Here is a 23,798-nt window from a genome sequence, read left to right as displayed (position 1 = left end):
GCCGAGCTCACGCTCGGCGGGGCGAAGTAGGACCAGCCCCCGAATTCGCCAACAGCGTCCCATGGGCTCCGGGGGCCTTCGCGTTGCCGGGCGGCGGGTGGGGCCGCCGCCCGGCGGTGGGGTCAGGGACGGTCGGCCGTCTCCTGCAGGGCGGCCTCGGCCTTGGCGTCGGCCTGGGTCCGGGCGACGTTGCCGCGGACCAGGAACCAGCCGCCGGCCAGCGCCGCCACGATGAGCGGCAGGCACAGCACCGTGGTGCGGCCGGCGCCCGGCTCGGACGCCATCAGGCCCAGCACGCAGGCCAGGAAGACCAGCGTGACGATCTGGGTGTACGGCGCCCAGGGCAGCTTGTAGCCCGGGCGGGTGACCCGGCCGTCCTTCGAGCGGCGCCAGAACAGCAGGGAGCAGACCATGATCATGCCCCAGGTGCCGATGATGCCGATCGCGGCGAAGTTCAGCACGATCTCGAAGGCGTCCGCCGGGACCACGAAGTTCAGGCCCACGCCCAGCACGCAGAAGAACGCGGTGAGCAGGATGCCGCCGTAGGGCACCTGGCCCTTGTTCATCAGGCCGGTGAACTTCGGGGCCGAGCCCGACATGGCCATCGAGCGCAGGATGCGGCCGGTGGAGTAGAGGCCGGAGTTCAGGCTGGACAGCGCGGCGGTGAGGACGACGAGGTTCATCACGCTGGCCGCGTAGGGAACGCCGATCTTCGACAGGACGGTGACGAAGGGGCTCTCGCCGGCGTGGTAGGCGGTGTAGGGCAGCAGCACCGCGAGCAGGACCACCGAGCCGACGTAGAACAGGCCGACACGCCACATGATCGAGTTGATCGCCTTCGGCATGATCTTCTCGGGGTTCTTCGTCTCGCCGGCGGCGACGCCGCACAGCTCGACGGAGGCGTAGGCGAAGACGACGCCCTGGATGACCATCAGCATCGGCATGACGCCGGTCGGGAAGATGCCGCCGTGGGCGGTGATGTTGGCCAGGCCCGGGGTGGTGTCGCCGACCTTGTGCTGGCTGGCCAGCAGGAAGATGCCGACGACCATGAAGACGGTGATCGCGGCGACCTTGATGATCGCGAACCAGAACTCCATCTCGCCGAAGTACTTCACCGAGATCAGGTTCACGGTGAGCACGACCGCGAGGGCGATCAGCGCGAGCACCCACTGCGGGATGCTGCTGAACATGTGCCAGTAGTGGGTGTACGTGGCCACGGCCGTGATGTCCGCGATGCCGGTGGTGGCCCAGTTGAGGAAGTACAGCCAGCCGGCGGTGAAGGCGCCCTTCTCGCCCATGAACTCACGGGCGTAGGAGACGAAGGCGCCGGAGGACGGGCGGTAGAGGACGAGCTCGCCCAGCGCGCGCACGACGAAGAAGGCGAAGAGGCCGCACACCGCGTAGGCGATGAAGAGCGAGGGCCCGGCGCTGGCCAGGCGGCCGCCCGCGCCGAGGAAGAGACCGGTGCCGATCGCGCCACCGATCGCGATCATGTTGACGTGGCGGGACTTGAGGTCCTTGCTGTAGCCGGCGTCACCGGCGTCGACGTGGGGGGAGGCGGATGCCGGGGCGGACGTCCCGGCATCGGGGGCCGCAGTGAGGGTGCGGTCGCTCATGTATGTCTTCGCCTTCGTTGTGGGGGAGCAGGACCGGACCGCACGACGGCTCGCGAGCGGGGGCGGGACACAGTGGGGCCCGGTGACCCGGGGACCGGCTGGCGACGCCGGGCTCCCGGGGAGCTTCAGAGGGGGGACGAGTCGTGGGGGGAATCCGGTGGTGCGGAAGACCGCGGGTGATCTCGATCGTGATGATCGTTCCGACGCCGCGAATCCTGAATTACCGACCGGTATCCCGGCGGTGCCCTAAGCGCCTCGCGCGGGGCCCGTCTGACAAGTCCATGCGCTGAATGGTGGAAGGCGCGTCAGGTCTCCGTCAAGACTTTACGGAGAATTGCTTTTCCGGGGCTTTCGCGCTAGCCCTCCGGGTGCTCCACCGCAGGTCAGGGGCTAGATGCCGCCATGGCCCTTACCGCCGGTAGCAGCCCCCGGCGGTGGCCGGGGTACGGCCCGGTCGCATTTCTTTCCCTTTTCCCCGGGAATGGCGCGGGCGCCGGCCGCCATGACGGCGGCCGGCGCCCGTGTCAACGACCCGCCGGTCAGCGGGGGTTGAAAATCACGCTCTGGAAGTGCTGCCCCTCCGGCGCCGATTGCTTCGGCTCCAGGCGGTGCGCCTCTCCCTTGCAGCCCTTCTGCTGGTAGATGGCGATCGGCTTCTCGGTGAAGTTGCGCGCGGCCCTGGCCTCCTGCTGCATGGAGTAGCACTTGTTCTCGGGCGGGTTCTCCAGGGAGTACAGCCGTCCCTTGGGTCCCCGCCACTGGAAGTAGCCGCCGACGGCATCGGCGGAGCTGCTGAGCAGCGATACGGCGAGGAGGAGCCCTCCGGCGGCGGCGACTGCGGTGCGCAAAGCTCGCATCACGGTCCTTCGTCTCGGCGATCTCGGGAGTGGGCATAGCGGACAAGCGGCCCACACTGCGCTCAACGACGTTCGGCGCCCCACGACACGGCACACCCGGGAGAACCGGCATGCCCGGCGCAGGTGCGGGTACCCGGAGGCGTGATCTCCAGGACGTACGTGATCTCCAGGGCGTACGGGACGGACGAAGGGAAGGTGCCGCCGTGGCCGAGCGACGCGACGAGGAGCCCGCGGGCCGGGGCGCGGGCGTGCCCCGGGACTTCGAGGACCAGCAGGCGTCGGACCGCCCCGACCGCTGGGACGTCGGGATCGGCACGGAGAGGGGAGGCGAGAAGGGCGAGAAGGGCGGGCAGGAGGAGCGGACCCGCGAGGGCGGCAGGCGCGGCCGCAAGGCCCCGCAGGGGGACGAGCCCGCCGCACCCCAGCACCCGCCGCCGGACGAGCCCACCGACTGACGCCCCCGGCCCCCGCCCCGACCAGGGAGGACCATGAATCCCGCAGTCCCCTCCCACTACACCGTCGTGCTCAAGCCCCAGCTGACGGACGAGGAGAACCGGCCCCGGCACGGCGCCACCCTGCGCTCGGCGCGGGTCCGGGCCACCGGCGAGACCGGCCGGTCCGGCTTCCCCCGCTACGAGGGCGAGGGCGTGCAGGCGGAGATCGACCCCGAGACGCACGCCGTCGAGGCCGTCACCGTCGACGGGGACGCGCTGCCGTACGGATGGATCGCCCAGGTCTCGGGAACCGCCCGCCCCCGGCGGTGACCACCGGGCCGCCTCTCCCGTTGATCCGGTCGACCCGGGCCCCGGCCCCGCCGGGACCCGCCGACTGGAGAGGACGATCCGCCCGATGACGACCACGACCCCCGTCCGGTCCCCGCTCGCCCGCACCACCACCGCCCTGGCATTGGCGCTCGCCCTGGCCGCCGCCCCCGCCGCGACCGCGGCGGCCGGCCCCGCTCCCGCTCCCGCTCCCGTCCCCTCGCCGTCGCCGTCGCCGCTCCCGGCCAAGGTCACCGGACAGGCCGCGGGCAGAGCCGACAGCACCCGCGACGGCTGGAGCCAGGACGGCCTGCACCTGAGCGCCGCCGACGAACGGAAGGTCAACGCCTACGCCTGGCGGGCCGGACAGGCCGAGCGCGCCATCAGCCCCCAGGTCCGTGCCGCCGCCGTCCTCAGCCACGCCACCCTGGTCGGCTTCGACCAGCGCCTGAAGTCGAAGGACTCCCTCAAGCGCAAGGTGGCCACCTCGCTGCGGGAGCACCGCGGCCAGACCGTCGAGCAGGCCCTCGCCTCGATCAACGACGCGGTCCGCTACACCTTCCAGTGGCAGGACGGCCAGTACACCGCCGGCGTCACCCGCGCGGCCTCCGTCCTCGCCCAGTGGGGCAACGACAGCGCCCGCTGGAAGAACACCTGGGGCAGCAAGCACGGCTACAAGGGGATCAACAGCGTCTGGCGCGCCCCGCGCAGCGGCCAGCCCTTCGAGATCCAGTTCCACACGGCGGCGAGCAAGCACGCCCAGCAGGTCACGCACAAGCTCTACGAGGAGCAGCGCCTGCCCGGCACGTCCCCGGCGCGCAAGAAGGAGCTCCAGCGCAAGCAGGACGCCGTCTTCGCGGCCGTGCCCGTGCCGGCGGGCGCCGCGCGGCTGACGGCCCCGGCGCGGCAGCAGCAGCCGTCCGGGCCCAGGGGCTAGCTAGCCGGTCAGTGCCAGGGGCAGCGTGCCAGGCCGGGGAAGGGATCGGTGTCGGTCAGCACGCTGCTCGCGGGTATGTTGCCCCAGGCCCGGACGGACGGCAGGTTCACCGTCTCGTCGCCCTGGGTGTAGTACCAGACGTTGTTGCCGCCCTTGTGGGCCTCGCCCATCGACCAGCACACGAACCAGCTCTGCGTCGTCCTGAGCCGGCCCGTCACGGGCGCGTCGAAGGCCGGCCGCCCGTACAGGTCACCGGCCGCGTTGCGGCAGTACAGGTCACCGGTGAAGTGGTTGCCGAGCGTGTCGTCGTGGACGACGCCCGCCCGCAGTGCGCAGGAGGCGCCGTCGGCCGCCGTGGGCGCGGGCCCGGCGGCCGTGCCGGTGAGGGCGAGGAGGAGGGCGGCGGGCAGGGCGGTGCGGCAGGGCGTCACGGTCACTCCGCTCGGGCGGTCCGGTCGGGTCAGGAGGGCAGGCAGGCCGGCAGGCCCGGGAAGGGGTCCGGCTCGGTCTCGGTGCGGAACGCCGGGACGTAGCCCCAGCCCTTCCACAGCGGCCAGTTGGTGATCACGTCGCCCTGCGTGTAGTACCAGATGCGGTTGCCGCCCTGGTGCGGGTCGCCGGTCTTCCAGCACACGAACCAGCTGCGCGTCGTCACCATGCGGCCCACCACGGGGCTGCTGAAGAAGGACTGGAGGCGTACGTCACCGGCCGTGTTGTCGCACAGCACGTCGGCGTCCCACCTCATGCCGGTCCAGTCGGTGTGCGGCCGGCCTTCGCGTACCACGCAGGGCGCCGGGCCGTCGGCGGCCGCCGCGGTGCCCGGCGCGGGCACGGCGGCCAGCAGCACCACGAGAGCGCGTGCGCCCCGTCGCCGTCCCATCGCGCGCCTCCGCCGTCACCGTGGTCGCCCGCCGGGCCTCCGCCCGCCCGGTACGCCGAGGGTGGCGCGGACCGCTGACGGCGCGCTGACACGGCCCGGCCGGCCCGGGGGAGGGGCGTCAGCGCGTCGCGCCGCCGCCCTGCCCCTTCCGGTTCCGGTTCTGGTTCCGGTTGTTGGGATCACGCTCGCCCTCGGCCTGCGACGGCGTGGTTCTCGGGGTCTGCGCGTGTGCCTTGTGGCCGCGTTCGGCCAGGCCACGCGTCACCGCGATGCCCTGGTCGTCGTCGCGTTCGCCCTCGGCCTGCGACGGAGTGGTGTCACTCATCGCGCTGCTCCCTCCGTGCCTCGTCCCCCGCGCCCCGGCGCCCGCGCTTCCGCTCGACGCCCTCCAGTGCCTCGCCGCCGGCCGTACCGCCCTCCGGGCCGTAGCCCTCCCGGGCGCTCGCCGTGCCGGGCACCGTACGCTCCCGGGCCTGCTGCTCCGCGCCCGAGTGGGCGCCCGGGCCCCGGTCGGGCCGGGCCTTGCGGGGCTCCTGCCGTTCCTGTTGCTCCGAACGCGTGGTCCTGTCCTTCTGCCGAGCCATCCGGCCCACCTCCGGTGTGTCCGTCGGGCCCACCGGCGACGCGATGGGCCCTTCGAGTACCCCTGCGGCGGCGGCGCATGCCGGTACGCCCCCGTACGCGTACCGTCGAGACCATGGGAGACGACCACGTGTACGGGCGGGACGTCCTCGACGAGCTGGGGCACGACCGCATCGAGGAGCTCGCGCGGGACCTGCGGACCGATGTGGAGACGGCGCGGCAGGTCGTGCTGCTGACCGTCGCCGCGCTCCCCGCCGACCTACGGGCCGGCGGGGCCGGCGGCGGCGTGATGTCCACCCTGTTCGACCAGGTGGCCGTGCCCGTCCAGGCGACGGTGGCCGCGCGCACCGGGCTGTCCGAGCGGGCCGTGGGCCGGGCGCTGGAACTGCTGCTCCCCGTGATCATGACCACGATCGCCAAGAAGCGGCGCGGCTGACGTGCGGCGCACGCCGGCACGACGGAGGTGACCGCATGCAGGAGCACACCGGAGGGATCGGCATGAGCGAATACGAGTCTTCCCGCACGATGCCCGCGCTGCCCGAGCACGTCTTCGACCAGGTCGACGACGTGGAGCGGCTCGGCCGCTGGCTGCCCGGCGACCTCCACCTGGCCCCGGCCGGGCCCTCGGCCGTCACCGTGCACGAGGACCGCACCGGCGCCGACCAGCGCGCCCGGTTCCGCGTCGACCGCGACCGGCTGCGCCTGGAGTGGGGCACCCGCGACAGCGACCACTACGCGGGCTGGCTCCAGGTCACCGACGAGGGCAGCGGCAGCAGCCGGGTGACGATCCGCCTCACCTTCTTCGACGAGGGCGACGACCCGGGCCCCGACGCCGTCCGCACCGCGCTCGGCGAGAGCCTGGAGCGCCTGGAGGAGCAGGTCCGGCTCCGCGTGGAGGGCACGGGGTGACGGGGTGCGGCTCGTCCTGACCTCCGACACGCACCTGCCCCGCAGGGCCCGGGCCCTGCCGGAGGAACTGCTGGCGGAGATCGACCGGGCCGACGTGGTCGTTCACGCCGGCGACTGGACCGAACCCGCCGCGCTCGACCTGTTCGCCGCGCGGGCCCGCCGGCTCGTCGCCGTGCACGGCAACAACGACGGCCCCGAGCTGCGCGCCCGGCTGCCCGAGGTGGCACGCGCCGAACTCGGCGGGGTGCGGTTCGCGGTCGTCCACGAGACCGGGCCCGCGCGGGGCCGCGAGGAGCGCTGCGCCGCGCGCTTCCCCGACGCCGACGTCCTGGTCTTCGGGCACAGCCACATCCCCTGGGACACCACCGCGCCGGGCGGCCTGCGCCTGCTCAACCCCGGCTCGCCCACCGACCGGCGGCGCCAGCCGCACCACACCTATATGACGGCCGAGGCCGCCGGCGGCCGGCTCACGCGGGTGACGCTGCACCGCCTGGACCCGGACGCTGCCCGTCCCAGGTGACGGGCAGCGCGACCGGCCCGCGGATGAGGATGCCGGTGTGCCACTCGACCTTGTCGGCCGGGACGGCCAGCCGCAGCCCGGGCAGCCGGGCGAGCAGCGTGGAGAGCAGCACCTCGGACTCCATACGGGCCAGCAGCGGACCCACGCAGACGTGCGGGCCGTGGCCGAACGCCACGTGCGGGGCGGCCCGGCGGCCGAAGTCGATCAGGTGCGGGTCCGGGTAGACGGAGGCGTCCCAGTTGGCCGCCACGTACGACACGTACACCACCTCGCCCTCCCGCACCAGGACGCCGCCCACCTCCACGTCCTCCGTGGCGATGCGGGGCTGGCCCAGGCCGTGCTTGTGCGGGATGTACCGCAGCAGCTCGTCCACCGCCCGCCGCATCAGCGACGGCTCGGCGCGCAGCCGGTCCGCCAGCTCCGGGCGGGTGAGCAGCAGGTACATCATGTTGCTGGTGTTGTTGCACACCGCGTGCCAGCCGTTGAACTCCATCAGGCCGGTGAGCGCCACCAGCTCGTCCTCGTCCAGCCGCCCCTGGTCGACGGCCGCGACCATCACGCTCATCAGGTCCTCCCGCGGCCGGGCGCGGCGCCGGGCCGCCAGCGCGCGGAAGTAGGCCTGCGCCTCCTCCTTCACCCGCGCCGCGCGGGCCGCGGCCTCGTCGTCCGAGGCCCGGCTGAGGATGACCTGCGCCCACTCGCGCATCTGCGGCCGGTCCTCCGGCGGCACGCCGATCAGCTCGCTGGTCACGGCCAGCGGGAACGGTGACGTCACCCGCCCCACCAGGTCGGCCGGCCGGCCCGACCGCAGCAGGCCGTCGACCAGGCCGTCGAGGATCTGCTGCGCCCGCGGCCGCAGCCGTTCCACGGCGGGCTGCGAGAAGGACCCGGCGACCACCCCGCGGACCCGGGCGTGCTCCGGCGGGTCGACGAAGCTCACCGCCCGGTCCATCGGCACGTGGTGCCGCGTCATCTTCGGGAACGGCCGGCCCACGATGGCCGCCCGGCTGAACCGCGCGTCCGACGTCACCTTCCGGACGTCCTCGTACCGGGTCGCCACCCAGCACTCGCCCTCGCCGTGCGAGAGCCGGACCCGCGCCAGGGGCTCCTCGCTCAGCAGCTCGGCGAAGAACGGGTCGAAGTCGAGCCCGGGAGGCTCGGCGGCTTCGTACGTCCTGACGGGAACGGTCCGGTCGCTCATGGGCCGGTCTCCTCTCGGCCGTCGCGGCTGAACGGGCCGCCGGCGCGGCGGTGACGGGGGTGTGGGGCAATCGTCGCATCCCGTGCACGCCCAGGTATACCCAGACATTTCATTCGTCGTACGGATGACCGGACGGCCGAACGGGCAGAAGCCCGCCGGGGACCGGCCGGCGAACCGCCGGCGGCCCCGGGGCAACGCCACGTCCTTCAACCGGGCACCACCCGACCGAGCGAGGTCTCATGGGCGACACCCACATACAGCAGGGCCCCGGCCCCGAACACGGACTGTTCTCGCTGGCCGAACTGCCACCCCCGCTGATCACCGGCCTCGCCGCGCGGGCGGTCGAGCTGTTCCACGACGGCACCGCCCACGACCGGCCGCTGGCCGGGCGCGCGGTGGGCCTGCTGTTCGCCCGCCCCTCCACCCGGACCCGCACCGCGTTCACCGTCGCCGCCCTGCGCCTGGGCGCCGCCCCCGTCCCGTACGGCCCCGCCGACCTCCACCTGGCCGGCGGCGAGCCGGCCGGCGACACCGGCCGCGCCCTCGGCTCGATGCTGGACGTCCTCGTCGCCCGCACTCCCGGACCCCTGGACGACCTGCGGGACCTCTCCCGCCAGGGCCGGCTGCCGGTGGTCAACGCACAGACCCCCGAGGAGCACCCCAGCCAGGGCGTGTCCGACCTGGCCACGCTGGCGCTGTCCTTCGGCGACCTCACGGGCCTGCGCGTGCTGTACGCCGGCGAGGGCAACGGCACCGCCGTCGCCCTCGCCCACGCCCTGGCCACCGTGCCCCGGGCCCGCGTCACCTTCGCCACGCCCGCCGGCTACGGCCTGCCGGAGGAGGACCTGCGGGCCGCCGAGCGCCGCGCCGCCGCCGTCGGCGCGACCGTGGGCCAGATCCACGACCTGTGTGCGGCCCCGCGCGAGGTCGACGTCGTCTGCACCACCCGCTGGCGCACCGCCGCCGCCCGCCACGCCGACCCCGCCTGGCGCGAGGCGTTCCGCCCCTTCCACGTCAGCGAGGGCCTGCTCTCCCGCTGGCCCCGGGCCTCCTTCATGCACGACCTGCCCGCCCAGCGCGGCGACGAGGTCGAGGGCCGGGTCCTCGACGGCCCCCGGTCCCTGGTGTGGACCCAGGCGGCGATGAAGCTCTACGCCGCGATGGCCGTCCTCGAATGGATCACCGGCCCCGGCGACTGAGCCCTCGCCCCCCGTCACCCGGCCGTGTGCGCCAGGATCGCCGCGGCCAGCGGCTCCAGGATCTGCGGGGACAGCGCGTGCCCCATGCCGGGGAACTCCACGAGCCGCGCGCCGCGGATCACCTGCGCCAGGTGCTGGGCGTGCGGCGCCGGGTACACCGGCTCCGCGCCGGCGGCGACCACGAGCACCGGCACGTCCGTCGCCGCCAGCTCCGCGGTACGGAGCAGACCGGACTGGTCGGCGTGGGCGTGCGCGGTGCTCGGCCTGTAGTGGCCCGTGTGCTCAATAACGCGCTGCTCCAGGGCCCGGAACCAGGCGGCGTCGAACGGCAGCTTCTCGCCGGCCAGCGCCCGCCACAGCTCCACGCGCCGGTCCAGCTCGGCCTCCGGGCCCTGGTCGGTCACGGGCCGCAGGAAGAGGTCCAGCACGTGCGGCGCCATGCCGGGCAGGGCGGCGGGGTCCGTCCGCGTCCCGTCCGGGGCCGTGTACGGGGTGGCGCTGAGCGCACCCGTGCCCAGCAGGGTCGCGCTCAGCACCCGCTCGGGGTGGTCGGCCACGAGGAGCTGGGCGAGCATGCCGCCCAGGGAGAGCCCCACGACGTGGGCCCGCTCGACGCCGAACGCGTCCAGCACGGCCACGGCGTCCCGCGCGAGGTCGGTCAGGGCGTACGGCTGCTCGTCGAAGCTCCACGTGGAGCGGCCGGTGTCGCGGTGGTCGTAGCGGATCACCCGGTGCCGGACGGCCAGCGCGTCGACCAGCTCCTCGGGCCAGGTCGTGCCGGAGGCGTTCGCGCCCATGATCAGCAGCAGCGGAGGGGCGTCGGCGGGGCCGCGCTCCTCCGCCCAGAGGCGGACACCGGGGGCGACGTCGAGGGTGGGCATGGGGGCTCCTTCCGTCGAGGGACGCGAGACGGGGCGTTCCGTCTCGTGATCAAGCTAGCACGGGCGGGTGGCGGCGGGGAAGACGGGCGTGGAGTGTGAGGCCGCCCATAGGGCCCGGATCACCTTGGGTGCGGGGTAGTAGAGAAGCGCTCTGCTCGGCCGCGTAAATGCGGGGGAGTGGCTGGTGAACGCTTGTTGTTTCTGGGGTGTGGGGATAGTAGGTCACACACTTGTCGGGGGTTTTCGGCGCCGCTAACAATTACGGGGTCGCTGCGGCGCCGTGTCCGATGTACGGCGCTTGTTTCGTGCCCTGTGTGGGCCGGTGCGATGTCCCCGACTGGATGAGGTTCTTTCCGCTTATGCGTTCGACCATCTCTGGCTATACCCGTCTGCCCAAGGCCCACAAGATCTCCGTTGTCACTCTCGCCGCTGCCGGTGCTGCTGCTGTGGCGCTGGGTGTCGCGGGCAACGCTGTTGCCGCCGACTCCGCCACCGTGAAGCCGGTGGCGTGGAACGCGGGGACCTTTGGTGCGACGCAGGATGCCGAGCTGGCCAAGGAGCTGGACGCCGTCAAGGACAAGGCTGCTGCTGATGCTGCCGCTGCCGTGAAGGCGAAGGCGGACGCCGGTCGCAAGGAGCAGGCCGCCAGCCGCTCCACCGACCGCACGGCCCTCAAGCCCGCCGCCCCGGCGCCGAAGAAGTACGCGGACAACCTGGACGGCTGGATCAACCAGGCGCTGGACATCATGCACGCCAAGGGCATCCCCGGCTCGTACGAGGGCGTGAAGCGCAACATCATGCGTGAGTCGACCGGTAACCCGCGGGCGATCAACGGCTGGGACGTCAACGCCGTCAACGGTGTTCCGTCGAAGGGTCTGCTGCAGATCATCGACCCGACGTTCAAGGCCTACCACGTCGACGGCACCTCGTGGGACATCTACGACCCGGTCGCCAACATCGTCGCGTCCTGCAACTACGCCGCCGACAAGTACGGCTCCATGGACAACGTCAACTCCGCCTACTGACGGAGAAGACAAATACACCGCCGATGGGCGACACCCACCCCGGGTGCCGCCCATCGGCGTATGGCCGGAAATCGCCCTCCGCCCTGTCGCGGCACACCCCCGCTGCCTAGGGTTTTCAGCGGCCCGCTCCGGCAGGAATCGGCTGCCGTGATTCCGTGGGCGACAGCGCGTGCCTGAATGTCGAACGGATTTCCCCATCCCCGGAGCCTTGCGTTCCGGCCGTGCGGAATTCCGTACTTCTGTGCTCAGGGAGGGGGTTCCCGTGGCGCGTTCCACCATTCTCGTCGCCCTCGGCGACACGGCGGACAACGGCGTGGTGCTCACGGCGAAACTGGAGGAGGTCTGCTCGGCCCTGCGGAACCGCGGGCACGACGTCCTGGTCGTCCGTTCCGCGTCGGACGCCGTCGCGGCCGTCACGTCGAAGGCCGACCTGGCGGCGGCGCTGGTCAGCTGGCAGCTGTCCGACCGGGCCGGGCGGCTGGACGCCACCACCAAGCACCCCGCCGAGGGCGTGCTGCGGGCGCTGCTGGAGCGGTTCTCCGCCCGGCTGCCGGTGTACCTGCTGACCTCCGGCGACTACGTGGACGAGATCCCGCTGTGGGTGTCCGAGGTGATCAACGGCTGGGTGTGGCTGCTGGAGGACACCGCCGGCTTCATCGCCGGGCGCATCGACTACGCCGTCCGCCACTACCAGGAGCAGATCCTGCCGCCGTTCTTCCGGGAGCTGCGCCGCTTCGACGACGCCCACGAGTACTCGTGGCACACGCCCGCGCACGCCGGTGGCGTGGCCTTCCTGAAGTCACCGGTGGGCCGGGCGTTCCACGACTACTACGGCGAGCGGCTGTTCCGTTCGGACATCTCCGTCTCCGTCGGCGAGCTCGGCTCGCTCTTCGAGCACACGGGCCCCGTCGGCGACGCCGAGAAGAACGCCGCCCGGATCTTCGGCGCGGACGAGACGTACTTCGTCCTGCACGGCACCTCCACCTCCTGCCGCATGATCATCCATGGCACGGTGGCCCGCGACGACGTCGTGCTGCTCGACCGCAACTGCCACAAGGCCATCAACCACGGCGTCACCCTCGCCGGCGGCCGCCCCGTCTACCTCGTCCCCACCCGCAACGGCTACGGCATCACCGGCCCCATCCCGCCGCACCGGCTGGAGCGGGAGGCGGTCCGGCAGCAGACCGGCGCGAGCGCGCTGGCGGAGGGGGCCACCGACGGCCTGCCGGCGTACGCGGTCGTCACCAACTCCACGTACGACGGGCTGTGCTACGACGCCGTACGGGTCGCCGAGCTGCTCGGCCCCTCCACCGCCGTCCTCCACTTCGACGAGGCGTGGTTCGCCTACGCCCGCTTCCACCCGCTGTACGCCCGCCGGTTCGGCATGGCCGTCGACGGCGGCGCGGTCGACGACCGGGACCGGCCGACGGTCTTCACGACGCACTCCACGCACAAGCTGCTGGCCGCCCTCTCCCAGGCGTCGATGATCCACGTCAAGAGCGCGCCCAAGGCGGCGTTCGACAAGGCCCGGTTCGACGAGACGTACATGATGCACGCCACCACCTCCCCCTCCTACCCGATGATCGCCTCGCTCGACGTGGCCGCCGGGATGATGGACGGGCCGGCCGGCCAGTGGCTGCACAACGAGGTCGTCACGGAGGCGATCAGGTTCCGGCAGGCCATGATCCGGCTGGGCCGGCGGCTGGCCGAGGAGCACGACCGCGCGCCGTGGTTCTTCGGCGTCTGGCAGCCGCCCGAGGTCACCCACCCCCGGACCGGGCAGAAGCACTGCTTCGACCGGGCGCCGCTGGAGCTGCTCCAGACCGAGCCCGGCTGCTGGACCCTCGAGCCGGACGCCGACTGGCACGGCTTCCGCGGGCTCGAGAGCGGTTTCTGCATGCTCGACCCGATCAAGGTCACCATCACCTGCCCCGGCGTCGACGCCCGCGGCACCGTCGCGGACTCCGGCATCCCCGCGCGCATCGTCACGTCCTACCTGGAGACGCGGCAGATCGTCGTCGAGAAGACCGACGTCTACACCTTCCTGCTGCTCTTCTCCATGGGCATCACCAAGGGCAAGTGGGGCACCCTCCTCGACGCCCTCACCGACTTCAAGTACCTCTACGACAAGGACGCCCCGCTGGCCGAGGTCCTCCCGGACGTCGTGCGCGCCCACCCCGGGCGCTACAGGGACGTCACCCTCCGGCAGCTGTGCGACGAGATGCACCGCTACCTGAGCGAGAACAAGTACACCGAACTCGTCAACGAGGCGTTCGCCGGCGAGCACCCGCCCGAGCAGGTCCTCACGCCCGCCGAGACCTACCAGCGCTTCATCCGCGGCCGCACCGAACTCGTCCCCCTGTCCGGCCTGGCCGAGCGCGTCGTGGCCACCCAGGTCACCACCACGCCGCCCGGCATCCCGGTGCTCATGCCCGGCGAGCGCGCCGGCCGGCACGACGGCCCGCTCCTGCGCTACCTGCGCGTCCTGGAGGCGTTCGACCGCACGTTCCCGGGCTTCGCCGCCGAGACCCACGGCGTCCACCACGACCGGGGCCAGTACTGGATCTCCTGCGTCACCGAGTGACCGCCGGGCACCGCACGGCCCACGCACCCGACTGGCCCCCGCGCGCAGGGCGCGCGGGGGCCACCCCGGATACCGTGATCCCATGGCAGCGGGCAAGACGCGGTTCGACGACGTCTACGACGCGCCCGACCCGCGGCCGTACTTCCGTCGCCTCGCGCCCCTGCGCTACGAGATCCCCGAGCACGCCCGGCCCGTCTTCCGCCGTGCCGCCGCCGCACGCGCGGCCGCCGAGGCCCCCGGCGGCACCCCGCCCGCCGTGCTCGACCTGTGCTCCTCGTACGGCATCAACGCCGCCCTGCTCAACCACGACGTCACCCTCGCCGGGCTCTACGAGCGCTACACCGGGCCCGTCACCGCCCCCATGACCACCGCCGAACTCCTTGCCGCCGACCGGGAGTTCTACGCCGCCAGACGCCGTCCCGGCGCCCTCCGCGTCCTCGGGCTCGACATCGCCGGCCACGCCGTCCGCTACGCCCGCGCCGCCGGCCTCCTGGACGAGGCCCACACCGACAACCTCGAGGAGGACGAGCCGGGACCGGAGCTGCGCCGCGCCCTGGCCGGGGTCGGCCTCATCACGGTGACGGGCGGCGGCAGTTACGTCACCCGGCGCACCTTCGACCGGCTGCTGCGGCATGCGCGGCGGCCGGTGTGGGTCAGCGCGTTCGTGCTGCGGACCGTCCCCCTGGAACCCCTGGTCGCCTGCTTCGCCGAGCACGGCCTGCACACCCGCACCGACACCTCCCGCACCTACCCGCAGCGGCTGTTCACCGACGCCCGCGAACGCGACTACGCCGTACGGGCCGTCCGCGCCGCCGGCGGCGACCCGGCCGGCCGCGAGGAGGCCGGCTCCTTCCACGCCGTGCTCCTGGAGGCCCGCCCCGAATGACCCCGGGGCACGCCGGGGAAGGAATCGGGCCGACACGACCCTTCACCGACAGGGAGCCGGTCCATGCCCGACGTCCGCGCCACCGCGCCCACGCACCCGCCCCGCCCCCGTCCCGCCCGCCGCAGCAGACCCGTGCGGTCCGCGCTCGTCGCCGCCGTCACCGCGCTGGCCCTCGCCACCGCCGCGGCACCCGCGGACGGCGCCCCGGCCGCACGGCCCTCCGGCCCCGCCCACACCGACGTCCTCTTCGTCGGCGCCCACCCCGACGACGAGTTCCAGTCGCTCGCCGCCTTCGGCCAGTGGCACGAACGGCAGGGACGCACCACCGGCGTGGCGACCGTCACCCGCGGCGAGGGCGGCGGCAACGCCGTCGGCACCGAGGAGGGCCCGGCCCTCGGCCTCATCAGGGAGCGCGAGGAACGCGCCGCCGTCGGCCTCGCCGGCATCCGCAACGTCCACTACCTCGACAAGCCCGACTTCTGGTACACCCTCTCGGCGCCGCTCACCGCCCGCGCCTGGGAACGCACGCCCCAGGGCACCGACACCCTGGAACGGCTCGTCCGCCTGATCCGCGCCACCACCCCCGACACGGTCGTGACGATGGACCCGCGCCCCTTCGACCAGCACGGCGCCCACCAGCAGGCCGCGCGCCTGGCCGTCGAGGCGTTCGCGCTCGCCGGGAAGCGCACTGCCTTCCCCGGGCAGATCACCAAGGAGAAGTACCGCCCCTGGCAGCCCTCGCGCCTGCTCACCCAGAACTGGGGCTTCGCCGGCCCGGTGGGACCCTCCTGCGCCACCGCCCGGCCGCACGACCCCACCACCGGCCTCCCGCAGGAAGGCGTGTGGGAGGGCACCTGGTCCGCCCGCCACGGCACCACCTGGGCCCAGCGCGAACGAACCGCCGCCCGCCTCTACCGCACCCAGGGCTTCGGCTCCCTGCCCGCCCGCGTCACCACGCCGCGCGCCCGGATGGGCTGCGACTGGTTCTCCGTCCTGGCCGAGCACGGCCGGCCGGTGCGCGCCGCCGTGCACGGGCAGGACGGCCCGCTGCGCCCGCTGTACGCCGGGTTCCGCGACTGGGCCCGGCGCGTGGGCATGCCCTGGCTCGCCAACGACGTCCAGCCCGCGTACCCCGCCGCCCCCGGCACCACGGTGCTGCCCGCGCCGCGGCGCCCGGCCGTCGACGGCCGGGCCGCGCCCGGCGAGTACCCGGGCGAGCAGCTGCGGCTGACGCACTGGCAGGGGGAGCGCTGCGCCTCGGCCCGCGACTGCTCGGCCACCGCGCGCATGACCCGTTACGGCGACGACCTGTACGTCCTCGTCGACGTCACCGACGACCGCAAGGGCGCCGTGCTGTCCACCGCGGACTGCAAGCGGCACTGGCGCACCGACTCCGTCGAGGTCGCCCTCGACCCGCGGGGCACCGCGGACGACACCGCGGCCACCTTCAAGGCGGCCGTGCTGCCCTTCACCGCCGAGGGCGGGGCGTGCGCGGCCCGCGACGCCGACCACCACCAGGGGCCGGCGGCCCGTACCGCGCCGGGCATGCGCTGGGCCGCCACCGTGCACGACCGTCCGTACACGGGCTACACCGTCGAGCTCCGCATCCCGCTCGGGCTGCTGCCGGCCGCCGCGGACCCGGCCGCGCTGACCGCCAACGTGATGGTCTACGACTCCGACACCACCGACCGGACCGGCCGGGCCCGCCTGGCGTGGTCGCCGTTCGGCAGTGCGCAGGCCGACCCGTACGCGTGGGGGCGGGCCCGGCTGGAGGGGTACGTCCCGCCCGCGGGCCGGCCGCAGGTGCCCGGTGCGCCGGTGCTCCCGCTGACGGCGACGAGGAGCGCCGACTCGCCGCCGTCGGTCGCGCAGAGCCGCCGCACCGGCGTACCGCTGGCCGCCGGGCCGCGGCTCAGCCGACCGGCTTGACGTCCCTGGCCTGGGGCCCCTTGGGGCCGGTGAGGGACTCGTACTCGACGGTCTGGCCCGCCGACAGGGTGGGAAAACCCGCCACCTTGACGTCGGAATGGGAGACGAAGACCTCCTCCCCGCCCGACTCCGGCTCGATGTAGCCGAAGCCCTTGTCGTTGTCGAACCACTTCACGGTGCCCCTGGCCATCGAACTCTCCCGGTCTGGGTGGCAGCTTCACGGACGACCGTATCCGCCCGGACCGGGGATCGCATTGCGACACGAGAGTGATTAATTCGCTTCGTATTTGATTAATCGCCTATACGGCTGCACAGTTCGGCTTAAGCGAAACCATCCTCGTGGGATTCGACGGTTTCGCCGGAACCCCGGTCACGACGGTTAGGGGAGTGTGATCGTGATGGGCAAGCCGAGAAAGTGCGGAGCGGGACAGCGGAAAGGCGCCCGTCGCAGACATCCTCTCGCCGGTCAGCTGTACGACGCCCTGACCATCGTCATCGTGGTGGTCGTCGTGGCCGCCTGCGCCCCCGGGCTCAGACCCGAAGCGCTCGGACTCGTCGGCCTGGTGGTCACGGTCCTCGGCTCCCGGGCCCAGGCCCGGGGGCTCCGCTAGCCCCCGGGCCAGGACCCCCACGGCTCAGGCCGCGGGCGAGGGCGACCCGGTGACCTTGCGGCCCTTGTCGTCGACGGCGAACCAGACGCCTTGTTTGCCCTGGCCGTTGACGTCACCGGGTTTCGTGTCACCGGTGAACCAGTACACCGGCCAGCAGTCGACGGCCAGTTGCCCGGTGCCGTCCGGGCGGGTCACGGTGGTGACCAGCTTCTCCGCGACCCCCCGGACCTTCGCCCTGTCCACCGGCTTGGCGGGCTTCCAGGTGTCCAGGCAGGACCCGGTGCATGCGAACCGCATCGGCCAGGCGCTGTCCTTGGCGAAGCGGTAGAGCGTCCGGCCCTGCCCGTCCACGAGGATCCTGCCGAGCTGCGGATGCTCGGAGACGGACAGACCGGCCGCCGGGGCCTCGTCCTTGCCCTTGGCCGCGCCGGCCGCCGCCGCACCGGCCTTCCCGCCGTCGGGGGCCAGGGCGTTCCACGTCCCGCCGACGCCCTGGCCCTTGGTGTCACCGGGGGCCGCGTCCTTGGCGTACCGGTAGACGGGCCAGCCGCCGAGCGTCAACTGCCGGGTGCCGTCGGACCGCATCACCTGCCCGAGGTCGGACGCCTTGACGCCGCCCGACGCGGTGGCGCCCTCGGCCGGCACCGGCGGCCAGGCCGCCGCGCAGTCGCCGTCGCAGTGCGACGCCGGCGGCTTGGCGGTGTCCTTGTCGAAGCGGTAGAGCGTGAAGCCCTTGGCGTCCGTGACGACCTGGCCCAGTCCGGTCGCGTCCCGCACCGCCAGCGCCCCGGCCTGCGCCTCGGCGGCCGGCGACGCGCCCTTGGCGGCGCCGGACGACCCGTAGCCGCCCGCGTCCGACCCGTACCCGTAGCCCTTGCCGGCGCCCGAGCCGTTCGCCGCCGGCCGGACGTCGTCGCCGGTCCGCTCCTTGGCCGCGGGGCTGCCGCCGCACGCGCCCGCCAGCAGTATCACGGCCACGGCCGCGGCGGCCGGCAGGACCGCGCGCCGCCGCCGGGTGCCGTGCGGTGCGCCGTCGGCGCACCTGTCGTGCCGGTCCTGCTGCCGGTCCTGCTGCCGGTCCTGCTGCGCGGCCTTCTGGGAAGCCTTCTGCTCGGAGGTGTCCATCGCGGGTGACCTTTCTCTCGTACAACACGGAAGAATCAGGGGAGTTGGGAAGCGGGGGGCGGCGGGTCAGCGCCCCGCCGCGGTCTCCACGCGCAGCGCCAGCGCGGGGCAGCGGCGGACCGCGCGCCGCGCCCGCTGCCGCATCCGGGCGGGCACCGCGATCGCGGCCCGCTCGGGGTAACCGTCGGGACCCAGCCGCAGGATGCCCGGCAGCAGGTCCGCGCAGAGCCCGTGGCCGCGGCACAGCGTCCAGTCCACGACCAGCCGCTCGTCGGGGGCCGGCGGCCGGGCCGCGGCGGGCCGCGGCTCGCCGCCGCGCACGCCCTCGGGCAGTGGCAGCGCGCCCAGGACCGGGCGCCCGCAGCCCGCGCCCCGCGCGTGTGCGGCGTGGTCGTCGGCGAAGACGGCCAAGGACGTGGCCACGAACCGCGCGGTGCCGTCCGGGTGCCCGCAGGCACCGCGCCGCTCCACCGCCCGCAGGGCGGCCTGCACGGCCGCCGTCGCCTGCACGCCGCCGCCGCGCGCGACCGCGTACAGCGACTCCGCCAGCGCCGGCAGCCCCTTGAAGCACGGGCCGCACTGGCCGGCCGACTCCGCGGCCAGCCACCGCGCCACGCGGGCGGTCTCGCCCACCGGGCAGGTGGCCTCCGGCAGCGGCAGCAGCGCCCCGGCGCCGAAGACCGCCCCGGCCGCCGTCAGCGAGCCGCGCGAGACCGTGGCGGCCGCGGCGGCGGCCGCCGGCAGCCAGGCGCCGTGGTAGCCGCCCGCCAGCAGGCCCTGGCCCACGTCCGCCCCGCACACCCGCAGCGCGTACGGCAGCGGCAGCCCGGTGGGGGTCTCCACCACGTGCGTCCCGGCGACGGTCAGCAGCACCGTCCCCGGCTCCTCGGGCAGGCCCAGCTCGCGGAAGCCCGCCACGCCCAGCCGGGCGGCGACGGCCAGCTGCGCGAACGTCTCGGTGTTGGACAGCAGCGTCGGCAGCCCGCCCAGGCCGCTCTCGCTGGACCGCACCCGGCGCCCGGACGGCAGCGCCGGGCCGCCGCCCACGCCCCGGATCAGCGCGCTGCCCTCGCCGGTGACGAACCGCTCCGGCAGCCGTACGACATGGACCGCCGGTTCCACGGTGCCGCGCTCGGCCACCGCGCGCCGCACCGACAGCTCCACGTCCTCCCGCGCCACGCCCACGGCCACCCGTTCCGCACCGAGCGCCCCGGCGGCCAGCAGCGCGCCGTCGAGCACCAGGTGCGGTACGTGCAGCAGCAGCGCCGTGTCCTTGAGGCAACCCGGCTCGCCCTCGCTGCCGTTGACGACGACCGCCGTGGCCGGGCCCGTGCGGGCCCGGGAGTCGAGGACCGCGCGCACCTTGCGGGCGAAGGGGAAACCGGCCCCGCCGCGGCCGCGCAGGTCCACGCCCTCGGCCAGATCGGCGAGTTCACCGCCGGACAGGTGCGGCAAGGGCCCGTGCAGCGCCAGGTGGGCCGCCAGGTCCAGCCAGGGCGTCCGGTCCAGCCCGGCCAGCAGGCGGGGCGGGCCGACCGCCGACAGCACCGGTACGCGGCCGGTCACGCGTCGCCTCCCTGGCCGCCGCGGGACAGGCGCAGCCGCAGCAGCAGCGTCACCGCGGCCGCCGCCACGCACGCGGCGTACGCGGCGGTGACCCAGCCGCTCGCCGGGCGGCCCGCGTACAGGCCGTGCACCAGGGCCGCGCCCCAGGCCGGGTACGCGCACAGGTGGAGGGCCCGCCAGGCGCGGGAGCGGCCGACGGACGCGAAGGCGCTGCGGACCGCGCCGGTCACGGCGAGCGCGAGGAACACATAGCCGGCCAGCGTGCCCAGGCCGATCAGCAGCGGGTGCGCGGGGTCGGCGAAGGGCACGGCCGCGGCCGTGCCGCGCGTGCGGCCCTCGGCCACCTTCACGCCGATGTGCAGGACGAGGAAGCCGAGCCCGGCGACGGCCAGGCCCCGGTGCACGCCCTGGGCCAGCAGCCGGTGGCCGGAGCCCAGCAGCATCCGGTCGGTGGCCGCCAGGCCCCACAGGACGGTGGCGGTCAGCGAGACCAGGGCGAGCACCCCGGCGCCGAAGTCGAGGAACAGCCGCGTGCGTTCGGCGACTCCGGAGCGCGCCGCGACGGCGAGGAACAGCAGGATCGCCGCGGGCAGGGCCGGCCGCGCGGAAAGCCGGCCGGCGGGGCGGGACCGCGTCCGGCGCGCACCGGCCGCCGGGGGCGTCCGCGGACCGGGCCGCCACGGTGGTGGCGGGGGAGGGGGAGCGGGAGGTGCCGGGGGAACCGGCGGTGACACGGGGGGCAGGGACATGGAGGGGCCTCCGGCGGGCGGCGCGGCACCATGGTGCGGCGGACGCCCGCGTGCGGGGAAGAAGACCGGAAATCCGGCACGTCCGGGGGCACTTCCCAGTGCGGCGAAGTATCCCGCGGGCCGGACGAATGCACAGCAGGATGCTGAACTTCCGCAACACCTTCATGAGCTTTATCGCGCTGTGACAAATTCGGGTGTGCCTGTCCCCGCGACAAGGAGTGGCTGTCGATGATTCCCCTTCAGGCGAGAGGGTCCGACCGTCCGTTCGATCCCCTTGTCCGGTACGGAACGTCCGGAGGTAAAACAATGTGCGACATACTCGATCGCATCTGGTCACGACCACGGGGCGAATGGACCCGCGTCCTGCGCAAGGAACTCCCCGCCGTCGCCGCCCGGGTCGTCGACGAACTCCTCGCCACCACACCGGCGTTCGCCGACCTGACGGCGCGCGTGGGCCGGGACGCGGCGCGCTCCGCGGTCGAGCGGGCCCTGCTCGCCTCGCTCGACCTGCGCGGCCCCGCCGCGGACCGTACCGGCACGGACGGCGGCCGGCCGCCGGCCCGCCGCGTCGTGACCGCCATGCCCGTGGCCCGGGCCCGGCAGGCGCTGTTCGCCGCGCTCGCCGAGGACCGCTGCCTGCCCGGCGCCCTCCTCGCCGAGCTGGCCCGCCAGGCGTGCTGGCCGCTGCCCGAGCGCGTCCGCGCCGTCGTCCTCGACGGCCTCTCCTCCGGCGAGGCGTTCGCCCTCGCCGTCCAGCTGGAGGGCGTCCTCGGCCAGGGACTGCTCGGCACCCTCGACACCGACGTGTGCCTGCTGGTCCCCGACCGGGGCGAGGGCGGCCGCGCCGCCCTGGTGGCGGCGCTGGGCGGCCGCACGGCCACCGTCGGGCACGCCGTGCCCGTCACCGACGCCGCCTCCTCGCTGCGCTGGGCACGCCGGCTCCGGGCCCTCGCCCCGGCCGGCACCACCGGCCCCCGGGCACGCCCCGTCTTCGTCGACGACCACCTCTCCGACCTGCTGCTGCTCCAGGACCAGTCGCTGGCCCGGGCCCTGTCGGCGCGCTGGCTCGGCCCGCTGGACGGGCTGACGCCACGGCAGAGCGAGCGGCTGGAGATGACGCTGCTGGCCTGGCTGGAGAGCGGCGGCGCCCCGGAGGCCGCCCGCACCCTCCAGGTGCACCCGCAGACGGTGCGCTACCGCCTGCGGCAGATCGAGAAGCTCTTCGGCCCCGTCCTGCGCGAGCCGCGCACGCGCTTCGAGCTGGAGCTCGCGCTGCGCAGCCGGCGCCTGCTGGCCCGCTCCCGCCGGCCGCGCCCCCGCGCCGGCCGGGCCCGTCCCGCCGGGGCCGGCGCCGTCCAGCCGCTCGGCCTCGGCCGGCAGGCCCGCGTCAACGGGCTGTGACCGGGGGCCGCACCGCGTCGTGCGGCGGCCCCGGTCCTGGGGGAAGGACCGGGGCCGCCTTGTTTCCCGGCGCCGGCGGCGGGGCCGGCGGGGAGTCGCCGGGCGCCGGGAGCGGGGGTGGACCGGAGGGGACTACCGGCGGCTCAGCAGCGCCGGCCGCTGTTGATGCAGGCCGTGGCCCGCGCCATCAGGGACTCCGGCATCACGTTGATGAAGTCGCCGTGGTCGGTGACGGGCTTGTGCAGCTGCTCGGGGAAGCTGTCGACGGCGAAGGCGGTGCCCTTCGGCACGTCGTACGCGATGCGCTGCACCAGCTGCGGCATCGCACGGAAGCCGCGCGGGCACGAACCGTCCCGGCGGGCGAACGCCACGTGCGTGCGGTGGTTGGCGCTGTCGGTCGACCGCCCGTCCCAGCAGCTCTGGAACGCGAGGGTACGCACCACCTGCGCGCCCTCCGGACAGACCGGGTACTTGTCCTTCAGCTGCCGGTTCTCGAAGCCCGTGCAGCTCCACGACGCGTTGGCGTTGCCGGGCCCGCTGGTGAACGCCTTGGCGTCACCGGTGATGATGCGCAGGAAACGCGGCATGTCCGTCACCTTCGCCACCGGGCTGCCGCGGAACTCCAGCGTCACCGACGCCGGCCGCAGGATGCGGCCCATGTTCCCGTCGTGCCCGCCGCCCGGCTTCCGCGCGTCCGGCGCCGCCGAACCGTCCAGCAGCCGCAGCACCGGCCAGTAGTGCGTCGACCGGTCCCCGTCCGCGCACGTGGTGCCGGCGGCGGCCAGGCTCGCATCGGTGGAGAACGCGTTCGTGGACAGGTTGCCGACGTAGTCGTGCGTATGGTGGGCGCCGTTGCTCACGCCGGGCGTGACGATGACGTTGTCCGAGTTGAAGTGGCCGTTCTCGTTCCGTCCGCACCGCGTGGTGAAGGTGCCCGAGGAGCCGCCGGCCCGCACCGCCGGCCGGGAGACGGCGGGCGCGCTGCGGATGTCGGCGAAGTCCGCCGGCGCGGGCCCGCCCGGCAGCGGCCGCCGCAACACCCGCGCACCGGCCTCCGCGTCGCCGGCGTCACGGTCGCCGGCCTCGTCATCGTCACCGTTGCCGTCCTGCGCCCGTACCTGCTGCACCTTCCGCATCGTGCACGCGCTCAGCCCGGTCAGCGCCGCCGGACGCCCGGCCTGCTCGCCGATGGCGTCGGCCATCCGCCCGATCGTCTCCGAGCGCTGCCGCCGCAACTCGCCGAGCACCGCCTCGCCGTCACCGTCGCCGTCCGGCCCGGCGGCGTGCTCGTAGGCGTGCGCCACCTGCGCGTCCAGCTCGGCGAGCCCCGCCGAGACGCGCTGCCGCGCCGGGCCGGGCACCTCGCTCAGGCGGTCGCCCACGTCGGGGCAGACCACCGTCGTCGCGGTCGCCGCGCCGGCCTCCGCGGAGCGCGGCGCGGAACGGTGCGCGCCGCCCGCCGAGGCGTCGGCGGCGACCACCGCGGTCGCACCGCCGCCCAGCAGCAGGGCCGCGCCCGCGGCCAGCACACGGACCTTCACCGGGACGCGCCACCGGTGGCGCGGTCGGGTCATGGGGG

26 protein-coding genes are annotated in these 23,798 nt (G+C 74.4%); 13 read left to right on the top strand and 13 right to left on the bottom strand.

The features are described from left to right. Window positions 1–122 precede the first annotated feature (122 nt). Together IE305_RS28185 and IE305_RS28180 are read right to left on the bottom strand one after the other, a co-directional pair. Window positions 123–1,616, bottom strand: coding sequence for an amino acid permease (locus IE305_RS28185; protein ID WP_190132607.1), 1,494 nt, complete (start codon window positions 1,614–1,616; stop codon window positions 123–125). A gap of 539 nt (window positions 1,617–2,155) precedes the next feature. Then, the gene (locus IE305_RS28180; RefSeq protein ID WP_229891624.1) at window positions 2,156–2,464 is read right to left on the bottom strand and encodes a hypothetical protein; all 309 of its coding nucleotides are present in this window, start codon (window positions 2,462–2,464) and stop codon (window positions 2,156–2,158) included. A gap of 212 nt (window positions 2,465–2,676) precedes the next feature. Between IE305_RS28180 and IE305_RS28175 the strand changes: the two genes are divergently transcribed. The 3 genes from IE305_RS28175 (at window position 2,677) to IE305_RS28165 (ending at window position 4,171) form a co-directional block, all read left to right on the top strand. Further along, window positions 2,677–2,928: a hypothetical protein gene (locus tag IE305_RS28175; RefSeq protein ID WP_190132606.1), complete on the top strand. Its 252-nt coding sequence runs from the start codon at window positions 2,677–2,679 to the stop codon at window positions 2,926–2,928. A gap of 33 nt (window positions 2,929–2,961) precedes the next feature. Next, window positions 2,962–3,237, top strand: a complete 276-nt coding sequence (locus IE305_RS28170; RefSeq protein WP_190132605.1) for a hypothetical protein — start codon at window positions 2,962–2,964, stop codon at window positions 3,235–3,237. 85 nt (window positions 3,238–3,322) lie between these two features. Next, on the top strand, window positions 3,323–4,171 hold the full coding sequence (locus tag IE305_RS28165) for an ATP nucleotide 3'-pyrophosphokinase (RefSeq protein ID WP_229891622.1): 849 nt from the start codon (window positions 3,323–3,325) through the stop codon (window positions 4,169–4,171). An 8-nt stretch (window positions 4,172–4,179) separates the two neighbouring features. Here the strand turns inward: IE305_RS28165 and IE305_RS28160 are convergent, their stop codons facing one another. The 4 genes from IE305_RS28160 to IE305_RS28145 all read right to left on the bottom strand — a co-directional run bounded on the left by IE305_RS28160 (window position 4,180) and on the right by IE305_RS28145 (window position 5,635). Further along, the gene (locus IE305_RS28160; RefSeq protein WP_190132604.1) at window positions 4,180–4,602 is read right to left on the bottom strand and encodes a hypothetical protein; all 423 of its coding nucleotides are present in this window, start codon (window positions 4,600–4,602) and stop codon (window positions 4,180–4,182) included. A 29-nt stretch (window positions 4,603–4,631) separates the two neighbouring features. Beyond that, window positions 4,632–5,051 carry a hypothetical protein gene (locus IE305_RS28155; RefSeq protein ID WP_190132603.1) on the bottom strand — a complete coding sequence of 140 codons (420 nt, stop codon included), beginning with the start codon at window positions 5,049–5,051 and terminating at the stop codon, window positions 4,632–4,634. 118 nt (window positions 5,052–5,169) lie between these two features. After that, window positions 5,170–5,376: a hypothetical protein gene (locus IE305_RS28150; RefSeq protein WP_190132602.1), complete on the bottom strand. Its 207-nt coding sequence runs from the start codon at window positions 5,374–5,376 to the stop codon at window positions 5,170–5,172. Next, complete coding sequence (locus IE305_RS28145) at window positions 5,369–5,635, bottom strand: hypothetical protein (RefSeq protein ID WP_190132601.1); 267 nt, start codon at window positions 5,633–5,635, stop codon at window positions 5,369–5,371. Before IE305_RS28145 ends, IE305_RS28150 begins: the two co-directional genes overlap by 8 nt. 113 nt (window positions 5,636–5,748) lie before the next feature. Between IE305_RS28145 and IE305_RS28140 the strand changes: the two genes are divergently transcribed. The 3 genes from IE305_RS28140 to IE305_RS28130 all read left to right on the top strand — a co-directional run bounded on the left by IE305_RS28140 (window position 5,749) and on the right by IE305_RS28130 (window position 7,062). Continuing rightward, on the top strand, window positions 5,749–6,069 hold the full coding sequence (locus IE305_RS28140; protein ID WP_190132600.1) for a hypothetical protein: 321 nt from the start codon (window positions 5,749–5,751) through the stop codon (window positions 6,067–6,069). A gap of 62 nt (window positions 6,070–6,131) precedes the next feature. Next, on the top strand, window positions 6,132–6,542 hold the full coding sequence (locus tag IE305_RS28135) for an SRPBCC family protein (RefSeq protein ID WP_190132621.1): 411 nt from the start codon (window positions 6,132–6,134) through the stop codon (window positions 6,540–6,542). 4 nt (window positions 6,543–6,546) lie between these two features. Then, window positions 6,547–7,062: a metallophosphoesterase family protein gene (locus IE305_RS28130; RefSeq protein WP_190132599.1), complete on the top strand. Its 516-nt coding sequence runs from the start codon at window positions 6,547–6,549 to the stop codon at window positions 7,060–7,062. On the opposite strand, the gene IE305_RS28125 is transcribed toward IE305_RS28130, so the two are convergent. Next, complete coding sequence (locus IE305_RS28125) at window positions 7,010–8,263, bottom strand: cytochrome P450 (RefSeq protein ID WP_190132598.1); 1,254 nt, start codon at window positions 8,261–8,263, stop codon at window positions 7,010–7,012. The genes IE305_RS28130 and IE305_RS28125 overlap by 53 nt on opposite strands. A 239-nt stretch (window positions 8,264–8,502) precedes the next feature. Here IE305_RS28125 and IE305_RS28120 point away from each other — a divergent pair, with 239 nt between their 5' ends. Further along, window positions 8,503–9,462 (top strand): ornithine carbamoyltransferase, encoded by a 960-nt coding sequence (locus IE305_RS28120; protein ID WP_190132597.1) that lies wholly within the window; start codon window positions 8,503–8,505, stop codon window positions 9,460–9,462. 14 nt (window positions 9,463–9,476) lie between these two features. Here the strand turns inward: IE305_RS28120 and IE305_RS28115 are convergent, their stop codons facing one another. Continuing rightward, window positions 9,477–10,343 carry an alpha/beta fold hydrolase gene (locus IE305_RS28115; RefSeq protein WP_190132596.1) on the bottom strand — a complete coding sequence of 289 codons (867 nt, stop codon included), beginning with the start codon at window positions 10,341–10,343 and terminating at the stop codon, window positions 9,477–9,479. Window positions 10,344–10,702: 359 nt separating this feature from the next. Here IE305_RS28115 and IE305_RS28110 point away from each other — a divergent pair, with 359 nt between their 5' ends. From IE305_RS28110 to IE305_RS28095, 4 genes are all read left to right on the top strand, one after another. Continuing rightward, window positions 10,703–11,368, top strand: coding sequence for a transglycosylase SLT domain-containing protein (locus IE305_RS28110; protein ID WP_190132595.1), 666 nt, complete (start codon window positions 10,703–10,705; stop codon window positions 11,366–11,368). A gap of 262 nt (window positions 11,369–11,630) precedes the next feature. Further along, entirely contained in the window at window positions 11,631–13,952 is a 2,322-nt protein-coding gene (locus IE305_RS28105) for an Orn/Lys/Arg family decarboxylase (RefSeq protein WP_190132594.1), read from the top strand. 82 nt (window positions 13,953–14,034) lie between these two features. After that, the gene (locus tag IE305_RS28100; RefSeq protein ID WP_190132593.1) at window positions 14,035–14,838 is read left to right on the top strand and encodes a hypothetical protein; all 804 of its coding nucleotides are present in this window, start codon (window positions 14,035–14,037) and stop codon (window positions 14,836–14,838) included. Between the two features lie 63 nt (window positions 14,839–14,901). Then, complete coding sequence (locus IE305_RS28095) at window positions 14,902–16,767, top strand: sugar-binding protein (protein WP_190132592.1); 1,866 nt, start codon at window positions 14,902–14,904, stop codon at window positions 16,765–16,767. Here the strand turns inward: IE305_RS28095 and IE305_RS28090 are convergent. After that, window positions 16,751–16,957: a cold-shock protein gene (locus IE305_RS28090; protein ID WP_190132591.1), complete on the bottom strand. Its 207-nt coding sequence runs from the start codon at window positions 16,955–16,957 to the stop codon at window positions 16,751–16,753. The two genes, IE305_RS28095 and IE305_RS28090, sit on opposite strands and share 17 nt — an antisense overlap. Before the next feature lie 208 nt (window positions 16,958–17,165). Here IE305_RS28090 and IE305_RS28085 point away from each other — a divergent pair, with 208 nt between their 5' ends. Beyond that, window positions 17,166–17,378, top strand: coding sequence for a hypothetical protein (locus IE305_RS28085; protein WP_190132590.1), 213 nt, complete (start codon window positions 17,166–17,168; stop codon window positions 17,376–17,378). Between the two features lie 24 nt (window positions 17,379–17,402). Here IE305_RS28085 and IE305_RS28080 read toward each other — a convergent pair whose 3' ends face one another. The 3 genes from IE305_RS28080 to IE305_RS28070 form a co-directional block, all read right to left on the bottom strand. Continuing rightward, entirely contained in the window at window positions 17,403–18,503 is a 1,101-nt protein-coding gene (locus IE305_RS28080) for an SCO0930 family lipoprotein (RefSeq protein ID WP_190132589.1), read from the bottom strand. Window positions 18,504–18,569: 66 nt separating this feature from the next. Continuing rightward, entirely contained in the window at window positions 18,570–20,069 is a 1,500-nt protein-coding gene (locus tag IE305_RS28075; protein WP_229891620.1) for an NADH-quinone oxidoreductase subunit NuoF family protein, read from the bottom strand. Next, complete coding sequence (locus IE305_RS28070) at window positions 20,066–20,818, bottom strand: ferric reductase-like transmembrane domain-containing protein (protein WP_229891618.1); 753 nt, start codon at window positions 20,816–20,818, stop codon at window positions 20,066–20,068. The genes IE305_RS28075 and IE305_RS28070 overlap by 4 nt, the downstream gene beginning before the upstream one ends. Window positions 20,819–21,124: 306 nt before the next feature. Here IE305_RS28070 and IE305_RS28065 point away from each other — a divergent pair, with 306 nt between their 5' ends. Further along, window positions 21,125–22,219: a PucR family transcriptional regulator gene (locus tag IE305_RS28065; RefSeq protein WP_190132588.1), complete on the top strand. Its 1,095-nt coding sequence runs from the start codon at window positions 21,125–21,127 to the stop codon at window positions 22,217–22,219. 143 nt (window positions 22,220–22,362) lie between these two features. Here the strand turns inward: IE305_RS28065 and IE305_RS28060 are convergent, their stop codons facing one another. Further along, window positions 22,363–23,793, bottom strand: coding sequence for a DUF1996 domain-containing protein (locus IE305_RS28060; RefSeq protein ID WP_190132587.1), 1,431 nt, complete (start codon window positions 23,791–23,793; stop codon window positions 22,363–22,365). Window positions 23,794–23,798 lie beyond the last annotated feature (5 nt).

Source organism: Streptomyces mashuensis, assembly GCF_014654785.1.
Taxonomy (GTDB): domain Bacteria; phylum Actinomycetota; class Actinomycetes; order Streptomycetales; family Streptomycetaceae; genus Streptomyces; species Streptomyces mashuensis.
This window is presented reverse-complemented; position numbering and strand designations above follow the sequence as displayed.

What these genes read in the sequence shown, in the direction of transcription:
- IE305_RS28185 (WP_190132607.1), bottom strand. Translation starts at nt 1,616, where the DNA reads ATGAGCGACCGCACCCTCACTGCGGCCCCCGATGCCGGGACGTCCGCC.
- IE305_RS28170 (WP_190132605.1), top strand. Translation starts at nt 2,962, where the DNA reads ATGAATCCCGCAGTCCCCTCCCACTACACCGTCGTGCTCAAGCCCCAG.
- IE305_RS28165 (WP_229891622.1), top strand. Translation starts at nt 3,323, where the DNA reads ATGACGACCACGACCCCCGTCCGGTCCCCGCTCGCCCGCACCACCACC.
- IE305_RS28155 (WP_190132603.1), bottom strand. Translation starts at nt 5,051, where the DNA reads ATGGGACGGCGACGGGGCGCACGCGCTCTCGTGGTGCTGCTGGCCGCC.
- IE305_RS28150 (WP_190132602.1), bottom strand. Translation starts at nt 5,376, where the DNA reads ATGAGTGACACCACTCCGTCGCAGGCCGAGGGCGAACGCGACGACGAC.
- IE305_RS28145 (WP_190132601.1), bottom strand. Translation starts at nt 5,635, where the DNA reads ATGGCTCGGCAGAAGGACAGGACCACGCGTTCGGAGCAACAGGAACGG.
- IE305_RS28140 (WP_190132600.1), top strand. Translation starts at nt 5,749, where the DNA reads ATGGGAGACGACCACGTGTACGGGCGGGACGTCCTCGACGAGCTGGGG.
- IE305_RS28135 (WP_190132621.1), top strand. Translation starts at nt 6,132, where the DNA reads ATGAGCGAATACGAGTCTTCCCGCACGATGCCCGCGCTGCCCGAGCAC.
- IE305_RS28125 (WP_190132598.1), bottom strand. Translation starts at nt 8,263, where the DNA reads ATGAGCGACCGGACCGTTCCCGTCAGGACGTACGAAGCCGCCGAGCCT.
- IE305_RS28120 (WP_190132597.1), top strand. Translation starts at nt 8,503, where the DNA reads ATGGGCGACACCCACATACAGCAGGGCCCCGGCCCCGAACACGGACTG.
- IE305_RS28115 (WP_190132596.1), bottom strand. Translation starts at nt 10,343, where the DNA reads ATGCCCACCCTCGACGTCGCCCCCGGTGTCCGCCTCTGGGCGGAGGAG.
- IE305_RS28110 (WP_190132595.1), top strand. Translation starts at nt 10,703, where the DNA reads ATGCGTTCGACCATCTCTGGCTATACCCGTCTGCCCAAGGCCCACAAG.
- IE305_RS28100 (WP_190132593.1), top strand. Translation starts at nt 14,035, where the DNA reads ATGGCAGCGGGCAAGACGCGGTTCGACGACGTCTACGACGCGCCCGAC.
- IE305_RS28095 (WP_190132592.1), top strand. Translation starts at nt 14,902, where the DNA reads ATGCCCGACGTCCGCGCCACCGCGCCCACGCACCCGCCCCGCCCCCGT.
- IE305_RS28090 (WP_190132591.1), bottom strand. Translation starts at nt 16,957, where the DNA reads ATGGCCAGGGGCACCGTGAAGTGGTTCGACAACGACAAGGGCTTCGGC.
- IE305_RS28085 (WP_190132590.1), top strand. Translation starts at nt 17,166, where the DNA reads ATGGGCAAGCCGAGAAAGTGCGGAGCGGGACAGCGGAAAGGCGCCCGT.
- IE305_RS28080 (WP_190132589.1), bottom strand. Translation starts at nt 18,503, where the DNA reads ATGGACACCTCCGAGCAGAAGGCTTCCCAGAAGGCCGCGCAGCAGGAC.
- IE305_RS28070 (WP_229891618.1), bottom strand. Translation starts at nt 20,818, where the DNA reads ATGTCCCTGCCCCCCGTGTCACCGCCGGTTCCCCCGGCACCTCCCGCT.
- IE305_RS28065 (WP_190132588.1), top strand. Translation starts at nt 21,125, where the DNA reads ATGTGCGACATACTCGATCGCATCTGGTCACGACCACGGGGCGAATGG.
- IE305_RS28060 (WP_190132587.1), bottom strand. Translation starts at nt 23,793, where the DNA reads ATGACCCGACCGCGCCACCGGTGGCGCGTCCCGGTGAAGGTCCGTGTG.